This window comes from Microbulbifer salipaludis (assembly GCF_017303155.1).
In the GTDB taxonomy this organism is placed as follows: domain Bacteria; phylum Pseudomonadota; class Gammaproteobacteria; order Pseudomonadales; family Cellvibrionaceae; genus Microbulbifer; species Microbulbifer salipaludis.
The window spans coordinates 1837356-1856076 of record NZ_JAEKJR010000002.1 but is presented as its reverse complement, the minus strand read 5'-3'; the positions used below and the strand labels follow the sequence as shown (position 1 = coordinate 1856076).

Genomic DNA, 18721 nt, shown 5'->3' with positions numbered 1-18721 from the left:
GCCGGTTGCTCGCCGGCATTATTCAGACCCACGCCAGCATCGCCACCCCGGCCAGAGAGCCCATCACGGCCAGGGCGAGCAGCGCAACCAGTCCGTCCTGAGCAACCAGCGCCAGCCCGAATGCGGTCAGTGCCAGCCCGGCGATGGTGGCTGAGAAGGGCAGTAGCTCCATCACCGGCAGTGCCGCCGCGATCGCCGTGCACAGCAGCGCGGTGAGGTAAGTCCCCACGCGATGCACCAGTGCGGGCAGGCGGGGTCGCAGCCAGCGGTCGATGAACGCGGCCGGGCGTTGCAGCCACTGCAGGGCCCGATGGAAGCGGGGGCCGGCGATGGATTTCCTCAACAGCCATTGCGGTAGCCACAGGTGGCGCCGCAGCATCAGCATCTGCACCGAGGTGAGCAGTATCAGAAGCCCCATCAGCGTGGGGACGCCGGGGATACCAGACAGCGGTGAAAACAGGATGAGCCCGGCTACCAGCAACAAGGGGGCAAAAGAACGCTGCCCCAGTGCCTCAAGGACCTGCGCGAGAGACACGCGATCCTGCGCACGGGTTCCTTGCTCCAGCTGAAACAGCAGTTGTGTCAGGTTCCTGATTTCTTCCTGCATTTCCGGGGGCTGCGATTTCATGGATGATGGATTTGTGTCTGAGTGTGGCGCTGGTGCCACTCCAGCACGAACACGGTCAGGGAGGGCAGCATGGTGAGGGTTACCAGTGTAGCGCCGATAATGCCCGCCATCACGATGACGCCTACGCCCCGGTAGAGTTCGGTGCCCGCACCCGGCAGAAACACCAGTGGTGCCAGGCCGAAAATGGTGGTCAGTGTGGAGATCGCAATCGGACGCAGGCGGGAGTCCACGGCTTCCTGAACCGCTTCTACCGCCTGCAGGCCGTCCTCCCGCACGTTGCTGATGGCCCGATGAATGATCAGGATCGGGTTGTTGACCACCGTGCCCATCAGGATCAGAAAGCCGAGCATGGAAATCATGTCGAAGGGTTGGTGCAGGCCTTCAAAACCCAAGCCGCGCAGTACCGCGCCCACCAGATTCAGCAGCGCCAGCCCGGCAATTCCGCCTGCAATCCCCAGGGGAATGGTGGTCATGATCAGTAGCGGGTATCCCCAATGGGCGAAGATGGCCACCATCAACAGGTAGATGATGGCCAGCGCCACCAGATAATTGCTGCCGAGGGACGCGCGGGTGGCATCCAGTTGGTCGGCGGCACCGGAAATATTCATGGAAACACCGAGCGGTACCTGGCCGTTGTCGCGCATGTACTGCACCAGTTCCTCGCGTACCGCGGCAACACCGGTTTCCAGTGCCACGGAGCGGGGGGGAATGATATTCAGGCTCACGGTGCGGCGACCATCGATACGGCGCACCGTGGCGGTGTCGACGGTTTCCTCAATCGTGGCCAGCTCTGACAGTGGCAGCACCGCACCGGTGGGGGTGGCGACCACGATCTGCTCCAGGGTTTCGATGGTGGCCTCAGGTCCCTGCTGGTTGTAGAGGTAGATGTCGATCTTGTCATCGTCGAGAAAGAATTCATTGACGAAGGCCCCGTCGGTCAGAGTGGCCACCGCAAAGCCGATATCTTCCGCACTCATGCCTACTTCCGCTGCCCGCTCCCATCGCGGTGTTACCTGCAGCAAAGGTTGTGCCAGTGACAGGCTGGGTGGCTGGGTCTGGATATTGGGATCGTCAAAAATTTCCCGGGCGCGATCATAGGCCGTGCGGGCCACCTGATACAGGTCCGCCAGGTTGGCACCGGAAATATCCAGGTTCACACTGCGGGTGCCGCCATCGTTACTGCTGATAATGGAACCGCGGGTGGCAAAGGCGCGCATGCCCGGGTACTGCTTGTACTTGCGCACAATAGCGGTCATCAGTTCGTCGATGTGCCGCGGGTCTTTGGTTTCGGCGATGATCCGCAGGCGCTGGGGCGACACGCTGAGGATGAAGAACTTCATTGCCGGCACTTCAGCCTCGCCGTTATCGAAGGCTTCCGCATCCATGTCCACAAACGGCAGGAAATATTCCTGTAGTGCCAGGCCGATTTCCTGCATGGTGGCCAGATTGTACCCGGGGGGCGCGTTCATGCTGGCAAAGGTCTTCGCCTCTTCGCCCTCGGGCAGGTACTCCGCCGGGGGTGTCAGCAGCAGAACAATAGCGAGGCTGGTGGCTACGGTCAGTCCGATGCAGTAAAGGCGTCTGGTGCTGGAGGAGATCAGCCAACTTATGCCGTCGATCACCTTGTGGCGCAGTCGACTGTGCTCCAGCTTGTCTGCCCTCGATTTCTCACGTGCGCCGTCAAACCGGAGCCGCGCGCTGGCGGTGGGAATCACCGTAATCGCCACCAGCATGGAAACGAGAATGGATGCGGAAATGGCAATGGCGATATCCGAGTAGAGTTGCCCGGCTTCCTCCGCAATAAACACCACCGGCAGGAACACCATCACCGTGGTTAGCGTGGAGGCCAGTACCGCCGGCCACACGCGCTGTACGCCACGGATGGCAGCCTGCAGCCGATCCAGACCGCGACGGCGCTCCAGTTCAATGCTCTCCAGCACCACAATGCTGTTGTCCAGGGTCATGCCGATGGAGAAGGCGACCCCGGCGAGGGAAATCACATTGATGGTGCGCCCGGCCACCATCAGCCCGATAAACGCGGCAATGGTGCAGATGGGAATGCCCACCACACCCAGAGCGGTGGCGCGTATCGAGCGCAGAAAGGCATACATGATGGCGGTGGCGAGGAGCGCGCCCAGTGCCAGGTTCTTCCACACATTGGACACCGAGGCTTCCACATAGCCCACATCATCCGCGGTGAGCGCCAGCTGCATGCCCTGTGGCTCCAGCTGTTCCCGGTTGATCTGCGCCACCTCGCGCAGCATGGCGCGCTTGATGTCGATGACATTGGAGCCACTCTCGCGCCGTACTGACAGAAAGATCACCGACTGGCCGTTGACGTAGGCTTGGCGGCGAATCTTGAAATGATCCAGCTGGATATCCGCCACATCGCCCAGGCGTACGATACTGTCACCCTCGCGGCGCAGGACCAGCGCGCGCAGTTCCTGCAGGTCCTTGAAGCGCCCCAGGGTGCGCAGCAGATAACGGCGTTTGCCGCTTTCCACCTCGCCGCCGGAGATGTCCCGGTTGCGTTCGCGGATGGCGGTGCGCACGTCGGTGAGGGTGAGATTGCGTTCGGTCAGCCGCTTGGGATCGAGCCGTATCTGAATCTGTCGCTCTGCGCCGCCGCGCACATCCACCTGGGCCACGCCGGGTACGCCGGACATGCGCGGGCGCACATTGTCCTCCACGTAATCCCGCAGCATATCCATATCCAGCCCGCGCGGGTTGCCGGGCAGGGGCGCCACGCGGAAGTACATGAAGGCGTTGGAGGAAAAGGAGGTGGCGTAGACCCGGGGCTCATCCACATTCTCCGGGTAAGAGGGCACCTGGGTGAGGGCGTTGTTGACGCGGATCTGTGTTTCGAGAATGTCCACGCCGAACGGGAATTCCAGCTCGATGGACGCGGAGCCAAGGTCCGCGGTGGACTTCAGCTCCTGTAAATACGGAATATTGCGCAGGTATTCTTCCTGCTCGATGAGGATTTCCTTTTCGATATCCTGCGGCGTGGCGCCGGGCCAGCTGGTGCGGATGGAAATGGTGCGCACTTCAAGGTCGGGAATCATCTGCACCGGAATACGCAACGCGGCCACCACGCCCAGAATGGCGATGATCAGCACCGTGACCGTGACGAGAATTCCATGCTTGATGATCTGCTCAAACATCAAGGGCCGCCAGTGTCCGGCTTCGCTGTCGCCGCACGCTTGAGCAGCACCTGCTGCCCGGCCTGCAGGCTTTCGTTACCGCGCACGATGACCTGCGCCCCCGCCTGCAAGCCGGTTTTGATTTCGATCCACCCGTTGAAGCTGAGCCCGACGGTCACCGGCTGCTCGCTCACCTCAGTCACTGTACCCCACTGGCTGCCGGGCGCTGCCGCCCATACAGTGATGCGCCCATCGGGGTAGCGCAGTACCGCATCCCTGGGCACGGCGATTCCCTGCCGATCTCTTTTCAGCTGCAGTACCGCCGAGGCCGACATGCCGGGAATGAGTTCCAGGCTCTTCTGCCTGGTGTCGATAGTGGTGCGCAGCAGAAACGTGCGGCTGCCACTGCGGCTCACGGGGACCTTGTGTTCCACCTGTGCATCGAAGGTTTCGCCGCTGTCGAGGGTTACCCGGATGCCGGTTTTCGGCTGGATTCTGGAGAAATAGCGTTGCGGTACCCGGAAGTCGGCGCGCAGGGAGTCCGTATCCACCAGCTCAAACAGGCCAGTGCCGGGCTCTACCCATTCCCCCACATCCACTTCACGCAGGCTGATGGTGCCGGAAAAGGGGGCCGCTACCTGATGCCGCCGCAGCACGGCGCTGAGGCGTTCGGTTTCCACCTGGGCCGCCTGTAGCTGCGCGCTGCGCGCACGTACTTCCGAACCGAGGCTTTCCACTTCGGTTTCTGCCACGTGGTTTTGGCCGATGAGTTGCTGCAGTTCCGCGAGTCGGCGTCGGCTATCGGCCAGTAGCTCCCGCACTCTGGCAGCTTCCGCCACGGCCGCGTCCCGCTGAATGCTGCCCAGCTCCGGATCGAGGACCACCAGCAGGTCGCCTTTTTTTACCCGGTCGCCAGTATCCGCATGAATGTCCTGAATCAACCCTGCGACTTCCGCGGACAGCAGGGCCTGTCGCAGGGGCGTAATGGTGCCGGTGACGGGAACTTCCTCAATCAACGGCTGCGTGCGCGCGACCACTGCCTCAACGGCAATAGGTGTGGCGCTCTTCGTGTCTTCGGCCGAAACGGCAGAAGCTGCACTGAGGCCGAGAATCAGAGCGGTTATCAGGGCACTGACTGACTGCATAGGTGGGAAATTAAAAAAATGGCTCTCGCTAGTGTAGTAATCCTCAGGTCAGGCTTTGTCGGTAGTCGCCACTGGACAATCAGCAAAACCAATAAGTGCGATTGGTCGGCCCTATCGATGGTGCCGGTGGCCATGCTGGGCTATGAGAAATTTCCAGGGATTCTCCCATGGTTGGCGTGCAATGGATTTAATTGCCGGTATAGACCTTGTACGAGTGCCTATATTCAAACCCAGCAATAGTAAGAACAGAACCGCGAGCAACTTCTCAGGAGGCAGTGACATGCTTAAAAAATCCACAACACTGTGTACGGCCATTGCAATGACGGTGGCGACACTGTCCGCCAGTATCTCTCTACAGGCGCAGGCGCAGGAAGCACCTGCACCGGGCGAACCCAAACCCAACAGTTTCTGGTGGCCGGATCAGCTGGATCTTTCGCCGTTGCGCGACCATGGACCATCCTCCAGCCCTTTGGCGGAGGATTTTGATTACGCCAAGGCGTTCAATAGTCTGGACCTGAATGCGGTCAAGAAAGACATTGAGAAGACGCTGACCACTTCCCAGGACTGGTGGCCTGCCGATTACGGCCACTACGGCCCGCTGATGATCCGTATGGCATGGCACTCAGCGGGTACTTACCGGGTGGGCGATGGTCGCGGCGGTGCCGGCGGTGGTCAGCAGCGCTTTGACCCGCTCAACAGTTGGCCGGATAACGCCAACCTGGATAAAGCCCGGCGGCTACTCTGGCCGGTAAAACAGAAATACGGCAATGCGCTCTCCTGGGCAGACCTGATGATCCTGACCGGTAATGTGGCGCTGGAATCCATGGGCTTCAAGACGTTTGGCTTCGCCGGTGGCCGTGTCGATGATTGGGAACCAGAGCTGGTGTACTGGGGGCCCGAAACCCAGATGCTGGACCACGAAAAGCGCTTCAAGGGCAAGAAGCTCGCAGACCGCAATCTGGCCGCCACGACGATGGGTTTGATATATGTGAACCCGGAGGGTCCCGGCGGGAATCTGGACCCGAAGTCGGCGGCGGAGAGAATTCGACTCTCATTCGGGCGCATGGCCATGAATGACGAGGAAACGGTGGCGCTGATCGCCGGTGGTCACGCATTTGGTAAAGTGCACGGTGCGGTAAAGGCAGACTGTATCGGCAAAGAACCCGCGGCGGCCTCGATTGAGCAGCAGGGGTTTGGCTGGAAAAACAAGTGCGGCAAGGGCAATGCCGAAGACACCGGCACCAGCGGCCTGGAGGGCGCCTGGACAATTACCCCGATGAAGTGGAGCCACAATTATCTGGACAACCTGTTCAAGTTCGAGTGGAAAAAGACCAAGTCGCCGGGCGGCGGCACAGTGTGGATCCCCACAGACCCGGATGCCGCCAACATGGTGCCGGACGCGCACCTGAAAGATAAGCGCCATCCGCCGATCATGCTCACCACGGATCTCAGCCTGAGGGAAGATCCTGCCTACCGGAAGATCTCCGAGCGATTCCACAAAAACCCGCAAGAGCTGGAAGACGCCTTCGCCCGTGCCTGGTTCAAGCTGACACACCGCGATCTGGGTCCGAAAGCGCGCTACCTGGGCCCAGAAGTGCCGAAAGAGGATCTGCTCTGGCAGGATCCTTTGCCCAAAGCGGATTACCAGCCCATCGATGAGCGTGACATTCTCAAACTCAAGGAGCAGATACTGGCTTCCGGGTTGACGATACCCCAACTGGTACGCACCGCGTGGGCCTCGGCTTCCACTTTCCGTGGCTCGGATATGCGTGGTGGCGCGAATGGTGCGCGTATTCGGCTGGCGCCGCAGAAAGACTGGCCGGTGAATGATCCTCAGGAGCTGAGCAAGGTGCTCGGTAAACTGGAAGCCATCCAGCAGTCCTTCAATAAATCGCTGTCCGGTGGTAAGCAGGTGTCACTGGCCGATACCATCGTGCTCGCCGGCAATGCCGCGATTGCGGAGGCGGCAAAGAAGGCGGGGCACAACGTTCATGTTCCGTTCAAGCCGGGGCGCACCGATGCCACGACGGAAATGACCGATGTGGAGTCGTTTAGCTGGCTGGAGCCGATGGCGGATGGTTTCCGCAATTATTACGGCAAAGGGAACTCTGTGCCTCCGACGGACATGCTGGTGGACCGCGCGGACCTGCTGAGCCTGACCGTGCCGGAAATGACGGTACTGCTCGGCGGCATGCGGGTCCTCGGTGCGAATGCGGGTAATTCAAAGCACGGGGTGTTTACCGATAAGCCAGGGACACTGACCAATGACTTTTTTGTCAATCTGCTCAGCATGGACAACGAATGGTCCAAGTCGTCTTCGGGTGATGGTGTTTACGAAGGCAAAGACCGCAAGACCGGGAAAGTGAAGTGGACGGCGACGCCGGTGGACCTGATTTTTGGTTCAAATTCTGAGTTGCGCGCGGTTGCCGAGTACTACGCCACGGAGGACGCCAATCAGGCATTCGTCAACGATTTCGTGGCAGCGTGGTCGAAGGTGATGAATCTGGATCGATTCGACTAAGTCCCGATGTGTATCTGCCTACGATAATTACCGACGATGACCACGGGATACCCGTTTCGACACAGGCGGCCAATGGGCCGCCTGTTGTTGTGTTTGGGGTGATGATCTGTTGAGGTTGCGGTTGCGTATGACTTATTTGAATTTCCGATCGGACGTGAACTCCCTCATGAAAAAACTGATTGCCGGATTGTGTTTTATTTACACATTGTGTTTTGTCGGAACTGCCAGCAGTGCCGATCTCCAGGTGCGTGTTTCCAATCCACCGAGCGACGGTACCCTGGTATTTCAGATTTACGATAATCCCGATGCCTTTGGTGACTTCCGCAGCCCCCGTAAAGAATTCCGTATGCCGGTAAACCCGGAGGGTGTTTATCGTTTGGATAGCGTGGCCCCGGGCGCAATCGCGCTGCTGGTATACGCCGATCAAAATAACAACCAAGCGCTGGACCGGACGTTCATCGGTATTCCCAAAGAGCCCATTGCGCTCTCCAATGGCTATCGCCCCAAGGGGCCACCCAGTTTCCAGCGTGCCAGCTTTTACCTTGCCGAAGGTGAGGTGAGCAGTATTGATGTCGAGCTGTATCAGGTACTGGGAGAGTCCGGCCAATGGGGTGTTGGCCTGGGGGTGATTGCTCGCAGCAGCCCCTATGTTGGTTCTGATGCCACCGTCGCGCAGGTGATTCCGGCCATCACCTATTTCGGTGAGCGCCTGCAGTGGGTGGGCCCGAGCCTGCGCTATGGCCTCTGGGGCAGCGACACCCTCCGCGTTGCGGTCAATGCGACCTATCGCATCGGTGCCTATGAAGAGGACGACAGCCCGATTCTGGTCGGACTCGGGGATAGGGACAACACCCTGATGGCTGGGGTAGGGCTGGTGTATGACGGCCCCAATCAGGTCGATGTGGACTTCCGCTATCAGCACGATGTGCTCGATCGCTTTGGTGGCGGTACCGCGGCCCTGCGCGTGTCAAAAGGCTTCCAGAACGGAAATATCAGCTGGGGACCGTCTCTCGGCGTAAACTGGATGAGTAGCGACCTGGCCAACTACGACTTTGGTGTACCACAGTGGGCGGCTATCGTCGGTCGCCCCGCCTATGATGTAGGTAGCACGGTCACCCTCGAAGGCGGCATTGGCGGTATGTTGGAGATTACCGAGCACTGGCGCCTGGTGATCGACATCAACGCCGAGTACCTGGGGGATGATATCGCGGACAGCCCGATCGTTGATGACGATTACGTACTCAAGGGCTTTGCCGCGATTACCTATACCTTTTGATCACCACCCTCTGATCGTCCGCGCTCCAGCGTGCAAAAACAGCTCCTAATCGGGGCTGTTTTTCGTTGAACGGCAGCGCATTGCGCGTGCGTCGGGGTGGCGTAGAACGTGGTATTGCCCTCGACGCAGTTCAGCACCTGACTGTAGCGTTCCAGTGGTGCGTAGCCCGCCGGGTGCTGCCACTTTGGCCAACCGAGGAAATAGGGCAGATACAGGATATTTCAGTGATAAATCTTCCCGCGCAAAAGTAATGGGCAGGATCCTCAAGTCAAGTCTGCACTTTTACTTTTAAATCATTAGAATGCGCGGCCTTTCGGTGGGTCGGCAATCGGGCTCAGGCCGTCGATCCACCATCCAGAGCAAGAAGAGGTTGACTGAAGTTCTATGATCGTTTTCACCCTGACCAATGAAGATACGGACCAGGTATGGGTTGGCACGGCGCGTGAGGGGGTATCCCCGGAAGCCCGTTTCGAGCAAATCCAGGCCGCACTTGCATTGGGGATCGATCATCCGTTTTACGATGAACTCAAGAAGTTTGGTGCCAGCGCCTTCACCCCGAGTCTGTTTGCCGTGGCGGAAGATCGCCTGGAATTACAGGAAATGGTGGAAGAGGCACTTGACTCGTTCAATGCAAAAAGTCTCGTTGGTATCAAGACCGTAAAGCCGGGAACCACCAAGTCCGCGCTGGCACCCAAGGCAAAAACCCGCGTGACCCGCGTAAAGCCGGCAGCCGGTGCAGCGGCCAACAAGAAACCGGCCAAGCCGGTCAAAGAAAAGCTGGCGATCGGGCGTACCGGCAGCGCCGCCAAAGAGCGTGCCATCAAAGCCGGTATCGAAGCGGAAAAGGCCAGGATTGCAGCGGCGAAAGCCAAGAAGGCGCAGGAAGAAGCGGACGAGATGAAAGCGATTCTGGCGGGGCTCGATGCCCGGGGATCGACGCTTTCCCGTCGCTGAGGTAAAGCGGAGGCCTTGAAGCCCTCTCAGCGCACAGGGACTGCTCTAACTGGCCGTCCCTGGTTCCTGCGATAAAACCCCGCGCGCTCCAGTGCGTTGCGAATCTCGGCTACCGTTGCATTACTGAGCTGGCGGTAGTCGGGGTAGGGTGTCAGCAGCACACGCTTCTCAATGTCCAGAGCAACTTCTGGCGCACTCTTCAAAGCTTTTGCATTCAGGTCTTCGATCGTAAAGCGCTGCAGGTTGTCCTTACCTCCTATCCAGTGCCACCCTGATGCATCCTCGAGGCGCGGCGCAAAGCACAGCGCGGTATGTGCAAACAGCGCATCGTCCCTGAAACTGCGCCATTCCGCCTGTGGGCTGACAATCTTCGCCAGCAAGGTCACGATCTTTCGCCAGTGGTTGGAATTGTTTTCCACCAACCGCCGGGCATCCGGCGCAGCGACCAGTTCATCCAGGCCTTGCGGGCGGTGGGGAAGATAGAGCGTGAGGGCCGGTCGCGGCGACCCCAGATAGTCCGGCTCGCTCACAGTAGCGTGCAGGTTGCTCTGGATCCCCGATGGAATGCCGCGATCAGGGAGTAGCGTAAGAAGGGGGCGCAGGTCGTCAGGTAGTCCTTGATCCAAAACTGGATGTCTTCGGGATCCGGCTGCTGGCCACCGGTGACCAGATGGCATTGCACCACATCACGGGAATCGTGCCGTTTGTCGTCGTCAGTGACCACAATGGTCAGTGTTGATACCTCGCTGTCCCAGCCAAAAAGCAGGTATCGGGAATCGTCCTGGATGTTGTTCTCCAAGAGTTCGCAGGCTTTTTCAACGCTTGCATCAATAGCAAGCTGAATGTCCTGCTCTGAGGCACCAACAACGGTCGAATGGTGAATGCTGTGTTCACGATCATTTTGCTTCGCGGCTCCAGTGAGCGCTCGATCTTTGTCTATTTCCCAGTTTAATTTCATAGCACCTCCCTTCGGTGGGGTCCTCGTTTGGCAAAAAAAAGCCCCACTCTCGCGAGCGGGGCTTCCTGAAGCTCAGCCTGTCACTTAAACCGCAACATCCTGAATCTCGGTCGCGACAATGCGCTTGCCTTCTTCGGCAGATTTCTGGAAGTCTTCAATCTGGTCGAAGTTCAGGTAGCGGTAGATTTCCGCAGACATGGAGTTCAGGTTCTGGGCGTATTCCTGGTATTCCGCCGGGGTCGGCAGTTTGCCCAGGATGGCGCCTACAGAGGCCAGTTCCGCGGAGGTCAGGTACACGTTGGCACCGTCACCCAGGCGGTTGGGGAAGTTGCGGGTAGAGGTGGACAGCACGGTGCTGTTGGGGGCTACGCGTGCCTGGTTACCCATACACAGGGAGCATCCCGGCATTTCGGTGCGGGCACCGGCTGCGCCGTAGATGTTGTAGTAGCCTTCTTCCATCAGCTGGTGCTCGTCCATCTTGGTGGGTGGCGAGATCCACATGCGGGTGGAGATGCCACCTTTGTGCTGTTGCAGCAGCTTACCGGCGGCGCGGAAGTGACCGATGTTGGTCATGCAGGAGCCGATGAACACTTCGTCTACCTTGTCGCCGGCGACGTCAGACAGCAGCTTGGCGTCGTCCGGGTCGTTCGGGCAGCACACGATCGGCTCTTTGATTTCCGCCAGGTCGATTTCGATCACCGCGGTGTATTCCGCGTCGGCGTCGGCACTCATCAGTTCCGGTTTTTCCAGCCAGGCTTCCATGGCGCGTGCGCGACGCTCCAGGGTGCGCTTGTCGCCGTAGCCTTCGGCAATCATCCAGCGCAGCAGGGTGATGTTGGAACGCAGGTATTCCGCAATGGCGTCTTCCGGCAGCTTGATGGTACAGCCGGCCGCGGAGCGCTCTGCAGAGGCGTCGGACAGTTCGAACGCCTGCTCTACGGTCAGGTTGTCCAGACCTTCGATCTCGAGAATACGGCCGGAGAAGATGTTCTTCTTGCCTTTTTTCTCGACGGTCAGCAGGCCTTCTTGGATGGCGTAGTAGGGGATGGCATGTACCAGGTCACGCAGGGTGATGCCCGGCTGCATTTCGCCCTTGAAGCGCACCAGTACGGATTCCGGCATGTCGAGCGGCATAACGCCGGTAGCGGCGGCGAACGCCACCAGGCCGGAGCCCGCCGGGAAGGAAATGCCCATCGGGAAGCGGGTGTGGGAGTCACCACCGGTACCCACGGTATCCGGCAGCAGCATGCGGTTCAGCCAGCTGTGGATGATGCCGTCACCCGGGCGCAGGGAAACACCGCCGCGGTTCATGATGAAGTCCGGCAGGGTGTGTTGGGTGTCGATGTCCACGGGCTTGGGGTAAGCCGCGGTGTGACAGAACGACTGCATGGTGAGGTCGGCCTGGAAGCCGAGGCACGCCAGGTCTTTCAGCTCGTCGCGGGTCATCGGGCCAGTGGTGTCCTGGGAGCCAACGGTGGTCATCTTCGGCTCGCAGTAGGTGCCCGGACGGACGCCTTCCATGCCGCAGGCTTTACCAACCATTTTTTGCGCCAGGGTGAAACCCTTGCCGGTGTCATTCGGCTGCTCCGGCAGGCGGAACAGGTCGGAAGCGCCAAGACCCAGGGATTCGCGGGCTTTGGTGGTCAGACCGCGACCGACGATGAGGTTGATACGGCCGCCGGCCTGTACTTCGTCCAGCAGTACGTCGGATTTCAGTTCGAACTCGGACAGGACTTTGCCGTCTTCCGACAGAATCTTGCCTTCGTAGGGGCGGATCTCGATCACGTCGCCCATGTTCAGGTCGTCAACCGGCGCTTCGAATACCAGTGCGCCGGCGTCTTCCATGGTGTTGTAGAAGATCGGGGCCACTTTACCGCCGATGCAGATGCCGCCGCCTTTCTTGTTGGGTACGCCTGGCAGTTCGTCGCCGAAGAACCACAGTACGGAGTTGGTGGCGGATTTACGCGAAGAACCGGTACCCACAACGTCACCCACGAAGGCAACCGGCAGGCCTTTGGACTGGATTTCCTCGATCTGCTTCATCGGGCCGGTAACGCCGTGCTCTTCCGGCTCCAGGCCGTCACGGGTCATTTTGTACATGGCGCGCGCGTGCAGGGGGATGTCCGGGCGGGACCAGGCATCCGGGGCCGGGGACAGGTCGTCGGTATTGGTTTCGCCGGTGACCTTGAAGACCGCAACCTTGATGCTTTCGGGCACCTTGTTGCGCTTGGTGAACCACTCACCTTCCGCCCAGGAGTTGATTACGTCCTTGGCTACTGCGTTGCCGGCTTTCGCTTTTTCTTCCACGTCGTGGAAGGCGTCGAACATCAGCAGGGTGCCTTTCAGCTGCTCGCCCGCCAGTTCTGCCAGGTCCTTGTCGTCCAGCAGGTCGACCAGGGTGGCGATGTTGTAGCCACCCAGCATCATGCCCAGCAGTTTGGTGGCGTGTTCTTTGTCGATCAGCGGGGACTCCGCTTCGCCTTTGACGATAGCGGTAAGGAAACCGGCTTTGACGTAGGCCGCTTCGTCCACACCCGGCGGGACGCGATTGGTGATCAGCTCCAGCAGCTCCTGCTCTTCACCCGCGGGCGGGGTTTTCAGCAGCTCAACCAGGCCAGCAACCTGCTCAGCGTTCAGGGGCTTGGGTGGGATACCTTGTTCGGCGCGCTCGGCGACGTGTTTGCGATAGGCTTCAAGCACGGAAATGTCCCTCTTTGTGTGTGGGGTAAAACCAACAGCGTTTTTTTAGGAATCCGGCGGTCGTGTGGCGGCCGGACTCGGGAATTACATCGGTTGCCGCTGGAAACGGGTGCCGAATTCTACAATAAAACCAATAACCCTGTTAAGTTCGTTGAAAAATCAATAACTTACGCCAATTATGGGTATTCATCACGCCAATAAAGGTCGTATTTTGTCCGCTCTGGTAGTGGGAATCAGTCGCATTTGTCGCATCTAATATCCATCCTGTGAATGATGTAGTGACGGCATTCCGATGACGAAACGCGGCACGCAAAATGCTATTCTGTGCCACCGTATTTCACATGTTTTATTAGTCTGTTCGGTCGACGAGGTGTTTTCGCTGCATGGCGATTTACAAGAAAGTACGCACGCCCTGCATCGGTGTGTGCTCCACCGGTATTGGTGACAATGTATGTCGTGGATGCAAGCGCTTCGCCCACGAAGTGATTGACTGGAATGCGTATTCCGAGGAGCAGCGGCGCATCATCGCCGAACGCCGTGATGGCTATCTTGCCAATGCGGTGCGCAGCCAGCTTGAGATCGTGGATCAGCACCTGCTGTTGACCCAGATGCGACATCAGCAAATCCGTTTTAACGAAGATCAGAACCCTTACTGTTGGGTATTCGAACTACTGCGCGCAGGGGCAAGCCAGATTGTGGATCTCGCGCACTATGGGCTGCGCCCAACACCGACGGCACGCGGTGCATCGCTGGTGGAACTGCGGCGTCGTATCGATGAAGATTTCTACGCATTGTCGCTGGCCTATTACCAGCGGTTTGTCGCGCCCGGACTGCAGAGCGCGTGATGCTCCGCAATACACACCACTACTGTGTCTATCCTCGGTGTCGGTATTAATCGGCGGCGCAAAGGTGTACGCGCAGTGCCGGTAGCAGAGGCTGGGGTGCGATCTTCAGGTCCCGTCGCTGTCGCCTGCGGCTGGCTGGCGGGTTGTGTTCCACCCGGGTGAATTCCGGCAGCGCGCCTGAATCTGCTCCATTCACCAGCACCGGCATCGCCGAGTAGCCAATCTGGCGATATCGCTCCCCCTTGCTGTCCCCGTCGTCGTAGAAAATTTCTGCGGCCTGCAGGTTGGGTCGGCTTTGTACCTGAACCTGTCGCAACAGCAGGTGCTGGCGCGGATGCAGGTCCGCCAGAATCTGGCGCTGGTACTGGATGCCCGTGTCTTCCCCCAGGGGATCCAGCTGAATCAGCTTCTTTTCGCACCATTGCACCGAAACCTTGCGGATAGACTTGCGCGCCTTGACCCAGCTGAGCGCAATCGCGTCGGGCTTGTCGGGACACAGGAGAATCTGGCGATAGCACTGCCTCAGGTGGGCGCGGGGGTAGCCGGAGTCAGCCAGCATCTCCCGCAGTCGTTCATTGCGTTCCAGGGTGGCCCGGTCTGCCAGTAAGTCTTTGAACTCGCCAGTGAGCTGTTGCACCGCATGTTTGCTGTTGTTGAGCTGCTGGGCGATCGGGATGATATGTGGGGGAACAGCGAGTAGCCCCGGAATCTGTAGCGTATTGCGCGCATCCACAACTCCCGCCTCGTCGTTGTAGTCCAGTTGTGCAAACAGTTTGCCGGCCAGGCAGTGGGGTGAGTTGAAGTCGCCGTGCAGTTGTGTCGCGGCTTCTTGTGCGAACAGGGGTTGCAGCAGATAGCTTTCCCTGCGTCGGGTGCCGTGTTCTACGGCTTCCAGTGCGCTGTTCAGTGCCGCCGCATCGCGGTGTAAGTCTGCCATTGCGCTGGGCAGTTGATCGGCGATTGCGCGCAGCTTGCGACGTCTTTCGGAGTCTGTGGTGGATACGGTCACGGGAGGCTCCTGTGTTGGTGTGGAAAATACTATCCACTTATTAAGCCGTTATCAAATCTTCAGATCCGTCTAGAGCTACCCCCTGCGCCGGGCTTCGTAGTGGCCAGGAGTAGTTTCACCGCACAAGGGTTAGCCAAGGGTGGGGGAGGGGGTATAATCCGCCTCCCTTGGGCATCGGTGCAGAGCATCTGCGGTTGCCCGCCATCTCCACCTGTAACAACCGCCAGGCAACAATGTCCATCGAAGTGTCCTACGAAGTACCCGACCTTTCAGCCATCCACGAATTTCTGCTGTGCCGCACCCCTGACGCCTGGATAGAAGCGGCGCTTGCGGCGCCGGAGGTGATGCTGGTGGATCATGCCAACTGCGAGAAGAAGGCTGCGGGCACCGCGCTCAACCTGATGTTCCGTTACCTGGACAACTTTGACCTGCTCAACAAGATGTCGCGTCTGGCGCGGGAAGAATTGCGGCACTTTGAACAGGTGCTGGCCATCATGAAGAAGCGCGGTATCGCGTATCCACACATTTCGGCATCGCGCTACGCGGCGGGGTTGCGCAAAGAGGTTCGCAGTGCGGAGCCGGGCAGGTTGATCGATACGCTCATTTGCGGAGCGATTATCGAGGCGCGCTCCTGCGAGCGGTTTGCGCGGATTGCGCCACATCTGGACGAAGAGTTACAGAAATTCTATCTGTCGCTGCTGAAGTCGGAAGCGCGCCATTTCCGCGATTATCTGACGTTGGCGCAGAACGCCAGCGATGAAGACATCGCGCCGCGGGTTGCCGCGTTGTTGGAAGTGGAGCGAAACCTGGTTGAGGGCGGTGACGGTGAATTCCGCTTTCACAGCGGTGTACCCGGGCTGGCCTGAGTGTTGGGGGCGCGCCTGTCGTGGCTGTTCAGGCGCGGTCGATTTTGTTCATCAGCTCGACGAAGTCTTCGAGATCGGTGGGTCTGCTGCAATTCACAGTAAATTTATTGTGAAAGAAGATGGTCAGTTCCACCGTTTGCGAGCGTAAAAATACCGTGTAGCCGTCAAAGTCGGTGCTGGCGGTGAGTCCGCGGTAGAGCCATCCGTGTGCGGTTTTTTCTCCTTCCTTGGTTATCTTGTCAAACACGCGCAGTGCCTGTTTGACGTCGATTTTATACTCGTGCTCCATGGGTGACCCCGGTAGTGGTTGGGCTAAGCTTAGGGCGGCGCTCGCCGCGCGCGCGGTGGTCCGAGTGTATCCCCTTTTCACCCAGCATAGATGACAAGATGACACACGAAGCAACTGATCGTCACGGTGATACGCCATTATTCAACGGGCTTGCCTACCTGGGTGCGGTGCCATTTGTGATTGGCGTCGTCATGGCACTTACCGGAGTTACCTGGGCGGGGGTTGATGGGCGCCTGCTGTTCACCGCGTATAGCGCGGTCATACTGAGTTTTTTGTGCGGGATCTGGTGGGGCGGTGCGCTCAATCGGGTGGATCATCCTTACCGCGTTCCCTTGATGCTCGCGAGCAACCTCGTCGCGCTGGCCGCCTGGCTGGCGCTGCTGTTCTACGACACGCGATTTGCGTTGCCCGCGCTGGCACTGGGGTATGTGTTCGTGGAGCGGGCGGAGGCGCGATGGAAGCCAAATCGCCCCGATCTGACCAGTTACTTCAAGACGAGAAGCCGAATAACGTATTTTGTAGTCGCCTGCCATGTGCTGATGATCGCGCTGCTCTGGCGGTGAAGCAAAAGTCTTGTCAGCGGTGCTCCTCGATGACCTCCACCACATCAGTCAAGCGCGCTCGAACCAACGCGCGAATGTGCGCTGCCAGCTCCCGATAGAGCCTGCGTCCCGGAGCGCTGGCCCGCCACACCAGGCCGTGCAGCCGGCGTACCGGTTTGCCTTGCAGCTCGCTGACATGCAGGGCCTCGCGGTCGTGCATCTCTGAATGAACATACAGCCCTGGCAGGAAGGTGACGCCCAGGCCCATTACGACCATCTGCCGCAGGGTGTCGAGGCTGGTACCTTCGTAGTCCCGTTGCAGGTGGGCGCCCAGGTCACGGCAGATTTCCTGTACCTGATGGTGGAAGTGGTGGTGTCCTTCCAGCGTGAGCACCTTTTCCCCGCGCAGCAGAGCCGGATCAATCGTAGTGTTTCCCGCCAGCGGGTGATCTGCGGGGACGACGAACTTGAGTGGTTCGGTAAACAGTGGCTCGACCGCCAGGTCGGCGCGCTCCACCGGCAGGGGTACAATCGCGATGTCATAGGTGCCGTCGCCGAGACCGCGCAATAAGCTTTGCGGTGGCCCCTCACGAACATACAGTTTGAGTCGGTGGTGGCGGGCGTGTAGCGCCGGGAGCACCTTGGGCAGCAGATAGGGGCCGAGCGTGGGCGGTACCCCCAGCTTGTAGGTGGTTTGGAGACCCTGGGCGATGGTTTCGGCGTTCTCCCGGAATTCCCGCATCAGCAGCAGCATTTTTTGCGCCTGAGGGAGCAACTCCCGGCCTTCCGGGGTCAGCAGGGTGCCCGAACGTGAACGCTCGAACAGCGGCAGGCCGAGCAGGGATTCCAGCGATCGTATCTGGGTGGTCAGCGCCGGCTGGCTGACCCCAAGGTCTTCCGCCGCGCGGCGGTAGCTGGCGTGGGATGCAATGGTGACAAAGTATTCGATCTGTCGAAGGGTGGGGGCTTGAGTCTGGACTGGCACCGGCGCTCCATGGCGTTTTGATAATTAAAAGTTATCAGTGAGTAGTATTTTAACTTATTAAACTATCAAAAAATAATGGGCGCCATTTTAAATGCCCAGGCCCGTTCAGTAGGAGTTGTTATGGATCATGTGATTTCCGGAGTGGCGAAGTTCCAAAAGGAAGTGTTTCCCGCCAAGAAGGCCCGCTTTTCTGAACTGGCTGAGGGGCAGAGCCCTGAGGTGCTGTTCATCACCTGCGCGGATTCGCGTATCGACCCGAATCTGGTGACCCAGACTGAACCGGGTGAGCTGTTTATCTGCCGCAACGCCGGGAATGTGGTGCCTCCGCACAGCAGTCAGACCGGTGGCATGACCGCGTCCATCGAATTTGCCGTGGCTGCCCTGGGGGTTTCCCATATCGTGGTGTGTGGTCACACTGACTGCGGGGCCATGAAGGGCGCCATCGAGCCTGAAAAGCTGGAGAGTCTGCCGCACGTGAAGGAGTGGCTGGGGCATTGCCGCTCTGCTACCGAGGTGGTGCGCGACCGCAATGGCTCACTGAGCACCGAGAATCTGGATGAGGTCACGGCAGAAAATGTGATCCAGCAACTGCAGCACCTGCGCACGCATCCGGCGGTTGCCACCGGGCTGGCCAGTGGTCGCGTGACATTGCACGGCTGGGTGTACAACATCGGCAGCGGGGAGGTGCTCTGCTTCGACGAGCAGACACGCGATTTCAAGCCAATGGATGAGCGCTATCGCGCTATCTTTGGCGATCTGCCGGAGGCCGGCGGCAACGACTGCTGCTGATAGGCCCTGCGGTGGTTGAGAGGGACTGGTTGAGAGGGGCTGGTTGAATCACTGGCTGGGCGGGTTTGGTA

17 protein-coding genes are annotated in these 18721 nt (G+C 59.3%); 7 read left to right on the top strand and 10 right to left on the bottom strand.

Going from position 1 to position 18721, the window contains the following annotated elements; all coding sequences use genetic code 11:
• Window positions 1-22 precede the first annotated feature (22 nt).
• Genes JF535_RS13585 through JF535_RS13575 form a run of 3 tightly spaced genes read right to left on the bottom strand, consistent with a single transcriptional unit; the run spans window position 23 to window position 4916 of the window.
• Window positions 23-628, bottom strand: coding sequence for an exopolysaccharide biosynthesis protein (locus JF535_RS13585; protein WP_242523825.1), 606 nt, complete (start codon window positions 626-628; stop codon window positions 23-25).
• Window positions 625-3792 (bottom strand): efflux RND transporter permease subunit, encoded by a 3168-nt coding sequence (locus JF535_RS13580; protein ID WP_207003045.1) that lies wholly within the window; start codon window positions 3790-3792, stop codon window positions 625-627. The genes JF535_RS13585 and JF535_RS13580 overlap by 4 nt, the downstream gene beginning before the upstream one ends.
• Complete coding sequence (locus tag JF535_RS13575) at window positions 3792-4916, bottom strand: efflux RND transporter periplasmic adaptor subunit (RefSeq protein ID WP_207003044.1); 1125 nt, start codon at window positions 4914-4916, stop codon at window positions 3792-3794. Before JF535_RS13575 ends, JF535_RS13580 begins: the two co-directional genes overlap by 1 nt.
• 280 nt (window positions 4917-5196) lie before the next feature.
• Here JF535_RS13575 and katG point away from each other — a divergent pair, with 280 nt between their 5' ends.
• Window positions 5197-7437, top strand: a complete 2241-nt coding sequence (gene katG / locus JF535_RS13570; protein ID WP_242523824.1) for a catalase/peroxidase HPI — start codon at window positions 5197-5199, stop codon at window positions 7435-7437.
• A gap of 166 nt (window positions 7438-7603) precedes the next feature.
• Entirely contained in the window at window positions 7604-8713 is a 1110-nt protein-coding gene (locus JF535_RS13565) for a MipA/OmpV family protein (protein ID WP_207003042.1), read from the top strand.
• On the opposite strand, the gene JF535_RS17020 is transcribed toward JF535_RS13565, so the two are convergent.
• A complete protein-coding gene (locus JF535_RS17020) occupies window positions 8701-8868 on the bottom strand; it encodes a DUF72 domain-containing protein (RefSeq protein ID WP_422880017.1) in 168 nt (55 codons plus the stop codon). The two genes, JF535_RS13565 and JF535_RS17020, sit on opposite strands and share 13 nt — an antisense overlap.
• A gap of 229 nt (window positions 8869-9097) precedes the next feature.
• On the opposite strand from JF535_RS17020, the gene JF535_RS13555 reads away from it, so the two are divergent.
• Complete coding sequence (locus tag JF535_RS13555; protein WP_207003038.1) at window positions 9098-9667, top strand: GIY-YIG nuclease family protein; 570 nt, start codon at window positions 9098-9100, stop codon at window positions 9665-9667.
• A 26-nt stretch (window positions 9668-9693) separates the two neighbouring features.
• On the opposite strand, the gene JF535_RS13550 is transcribed toward JF535_RS13555, so the two are convergent.
• From JF535_RS13550 to acnB, 3 genes are all read right to left on the bottom strand, one after another.
• The gene (locus JF535_RS13550) at window positions 9694-10197 is read right to left on the bottom strand and encodes a DUF6942 family protein (RefSeq protein WP_207003036.1); all 504 of its coding nucleotides are present in this window, start codon (window positions 10195-10197) and stop codon (window positions 9694-9696) included.
• The gene (locus JF535_RS13545) at window positions 10194-10625 is read right to left on the bottom strand and encodes a hypothetical protein (RefSeq protein WP_207003033.1); all 432 of its coding nucleotides are present in this window, start codon (window positions 10623-10625) and stop codon (window positions 10194-10196) included. The genes JF535_RS13550 and JF535_RS13545 overlap by 4 nt, the downstream gene beginning before the upstream one ends.
• A gap of 84 nt (window positions 10626-10709) precedes the next feature.
• Entirely contained in the window at window positions 10710-13325 is a 2616-nt protein-coding gene (acnB, locus tag JF535_RS13540; protein WP_207003031.1) for a bifunctional aconitate hydratase 2/2-methylisocitrate dehydratase, read from the bottom strand.
• A 383-nt stretch (window positions 13326-13708) separates the two neighbouring features.
• On the opposite strand from acnB, the gene JF535_RS13535 reads away from it, so the two are divergent.
• The gene (locus JF535_RS13535) at window positions 13709-14170 is read left to right on the top strand and encodes a DUF1289 domain-containing protein (RefSeq protein WP_207003029.1); all 462 of its coding nucleotides are present in this window, start codon (window positions 13709-13711) and stop codon (window positions 14168-14170) included.
• A gap of 46 nt (window positions 14171-14216) precedes the next feature.
• On the opposite strand, the gene JF535_RS13530 is transcribed toward JF535_RS13535, so the two are convergent.
• Entirely contained in the window at window positions 14217-15179 is a 963-nt protein-coding gene (locus JF535_RS13530; protein WP_207003026.1) for a hypothetical protein, read from the bottom strand.
• Window positions 15180-15412: 233 nt separating this feature from the next.
• On the opposite strand from JF535_RS13530, the gene JF535_RS13525 reads away from it, so the two are divergent.
• Window positions 15413-16045, top strand: coding sequence for a MiaE family protein (locus JF535_RS13525; protein WP_207003811.1), 633 nt, complete (start codon window positions 15413-15415; stop codon window positions 16043-16045).
• A gap of 28 nt (window positions 16046-16073) precedes the next feature.
• Here JF535_RS13525 and JF535_RS13520 read toward each other — a convergent pair whose 3' ends face one another.
• Window positions 16074-16334: a DUF3081 family protein gene (locus tag JF535_RS13520; RefSeq protein WP_207003024.1), complete on the bottom strand. Its 261-nt coding sequence runs from the start codon at window positions 16332-16334 to the stop codon at window positions 16074-16076.
• A 98-nt stretch (window positions 16335-16432) separates the two neighbouring features.
• On the opposite strand from JF535_RS13520, the gene JF535_RS13515 reads away from it, so the two are divergent.
• Window positions 16433-16897, top strand: a complete 465-nt coding sequence (locus JF535_RS13515; protein ID WP_207003022.1) for a DUF3429 domain-containing protein — start codon at window positions 16433-16435, stop codon at window positions 16895-16897.
• A gap of 13 nt (window positions 16898-16910) precedes the next feature.
• Here the strand turns inward: JF535_RS13515 and JF535_RS13510 are convergent, their stop codons facing one another.
• Window positions 16911-17861 carry a LysR substrate-binding domain-containing protein gene (locus JF535_RS13510; protein ID WP_207003020.1) on the bottom strand — a complete coding sequence of 317 codons (951 nt, stop codon included), beginning with the start codon at window positions 17859-17861 and terminating at the stop codon, window positions 16911-16913.
• A gap of 120 nt (window positions 17862-17981) precedes the next feature.
• Here JF535_RS13510 and JF535_RS13505 point away from each other — a divergent pair, with 120 nt between their 5' ends.
• Window positions 17982-18650, top strand: coding sequence for a carbonic anhydrase (locus JF535_RS13505; protein WP_207003017.1), 669 nt, complete (start codon window positions 17982-17984; stop codon window positions 18648-18650).
• Window positions 18651-18721: the final 71 nt, after the last annotated feature.

Coding starts and splice junctions, on each gene's coding strand:
- JF535_RS13585 (WP_242523825.1), bottom strand. CDS start 628: ATGAAATCGCAGCCCCCGGAAATGCAGGAAGAAATCAGGAACCTGACA.
- JF535_RS13580 (WP_207003045.1), bottom strand. CDS start 3,792: ATGTTTGAGCAGATCATCAAGCATGGAATTCTCGTCACGGTCACGGTG.
- JF535_RS13575 (WP_207003044.1), bottom strand. CDS start 4,916: ATGCAGTCAGTCAGTGCCCTGATAACCGCTCTGATTCTCGGCCTCAGT.
- katG (WP_242523824.1), top strand. CDS start 5,197: ATGCTTAAAAAATCCACAACACTGTGTACGGCCATTGCAATGACGGTG.
- JF535_RS13565 (WP_207003042.1), top strand. CDS start 7,604: ATGAAAAAACTGATTGCCGGATTGTGTTTTATTTACACATTGTGTTTT.
- JF535_RS13555 (WP_207003038.1), top strand. CDS start 9,098: ATGATCGTTTTCACCCTGACCAATGAAGATACGGACCAGGTATGGGTT.
- JF535_RS13545 (WP_207003033.1), bottom strand. CDS start 10,625: ATGAAATTAAACTGGGAAATAGACAAAGATCGAGCGCTCACTGGAGCC.
- JF535_RS13535 (WP_207003029.1), top strand. CDS start 13,709: ATGGCGATTTACAAGAAAGTACGCACGCCCTGCATCGGTGTGTGCTCC.
- JF535_RS13525 (WP_207003811.1), top strand. CDS start 15,413: ATGTCCATCGAAGTGTCCTACGAAGTACCCGACCTTTCAGCCATCCAC.
- JF535_RS13520 (WP_207003024.1), bottom strand. CDS start 16,334: ATGGAGCACGAGTATAAAATCGACGTCAAACAGGCACTGCGCGTGTTT.
- JF535_RS13515 (WP_207003022.1), top strand. CDS start 16,433: ATGACACACGAAGCAACTGATCGTCACGGTGATACGCCATTATTCAAC.
- JF535_RS13505 (WP_207003017.1), top strand. CDS start 17,982: ATGGATCATGTGATTTCCGGAGTGGCGAAGTTCCAAAAGGAAGTGTTT.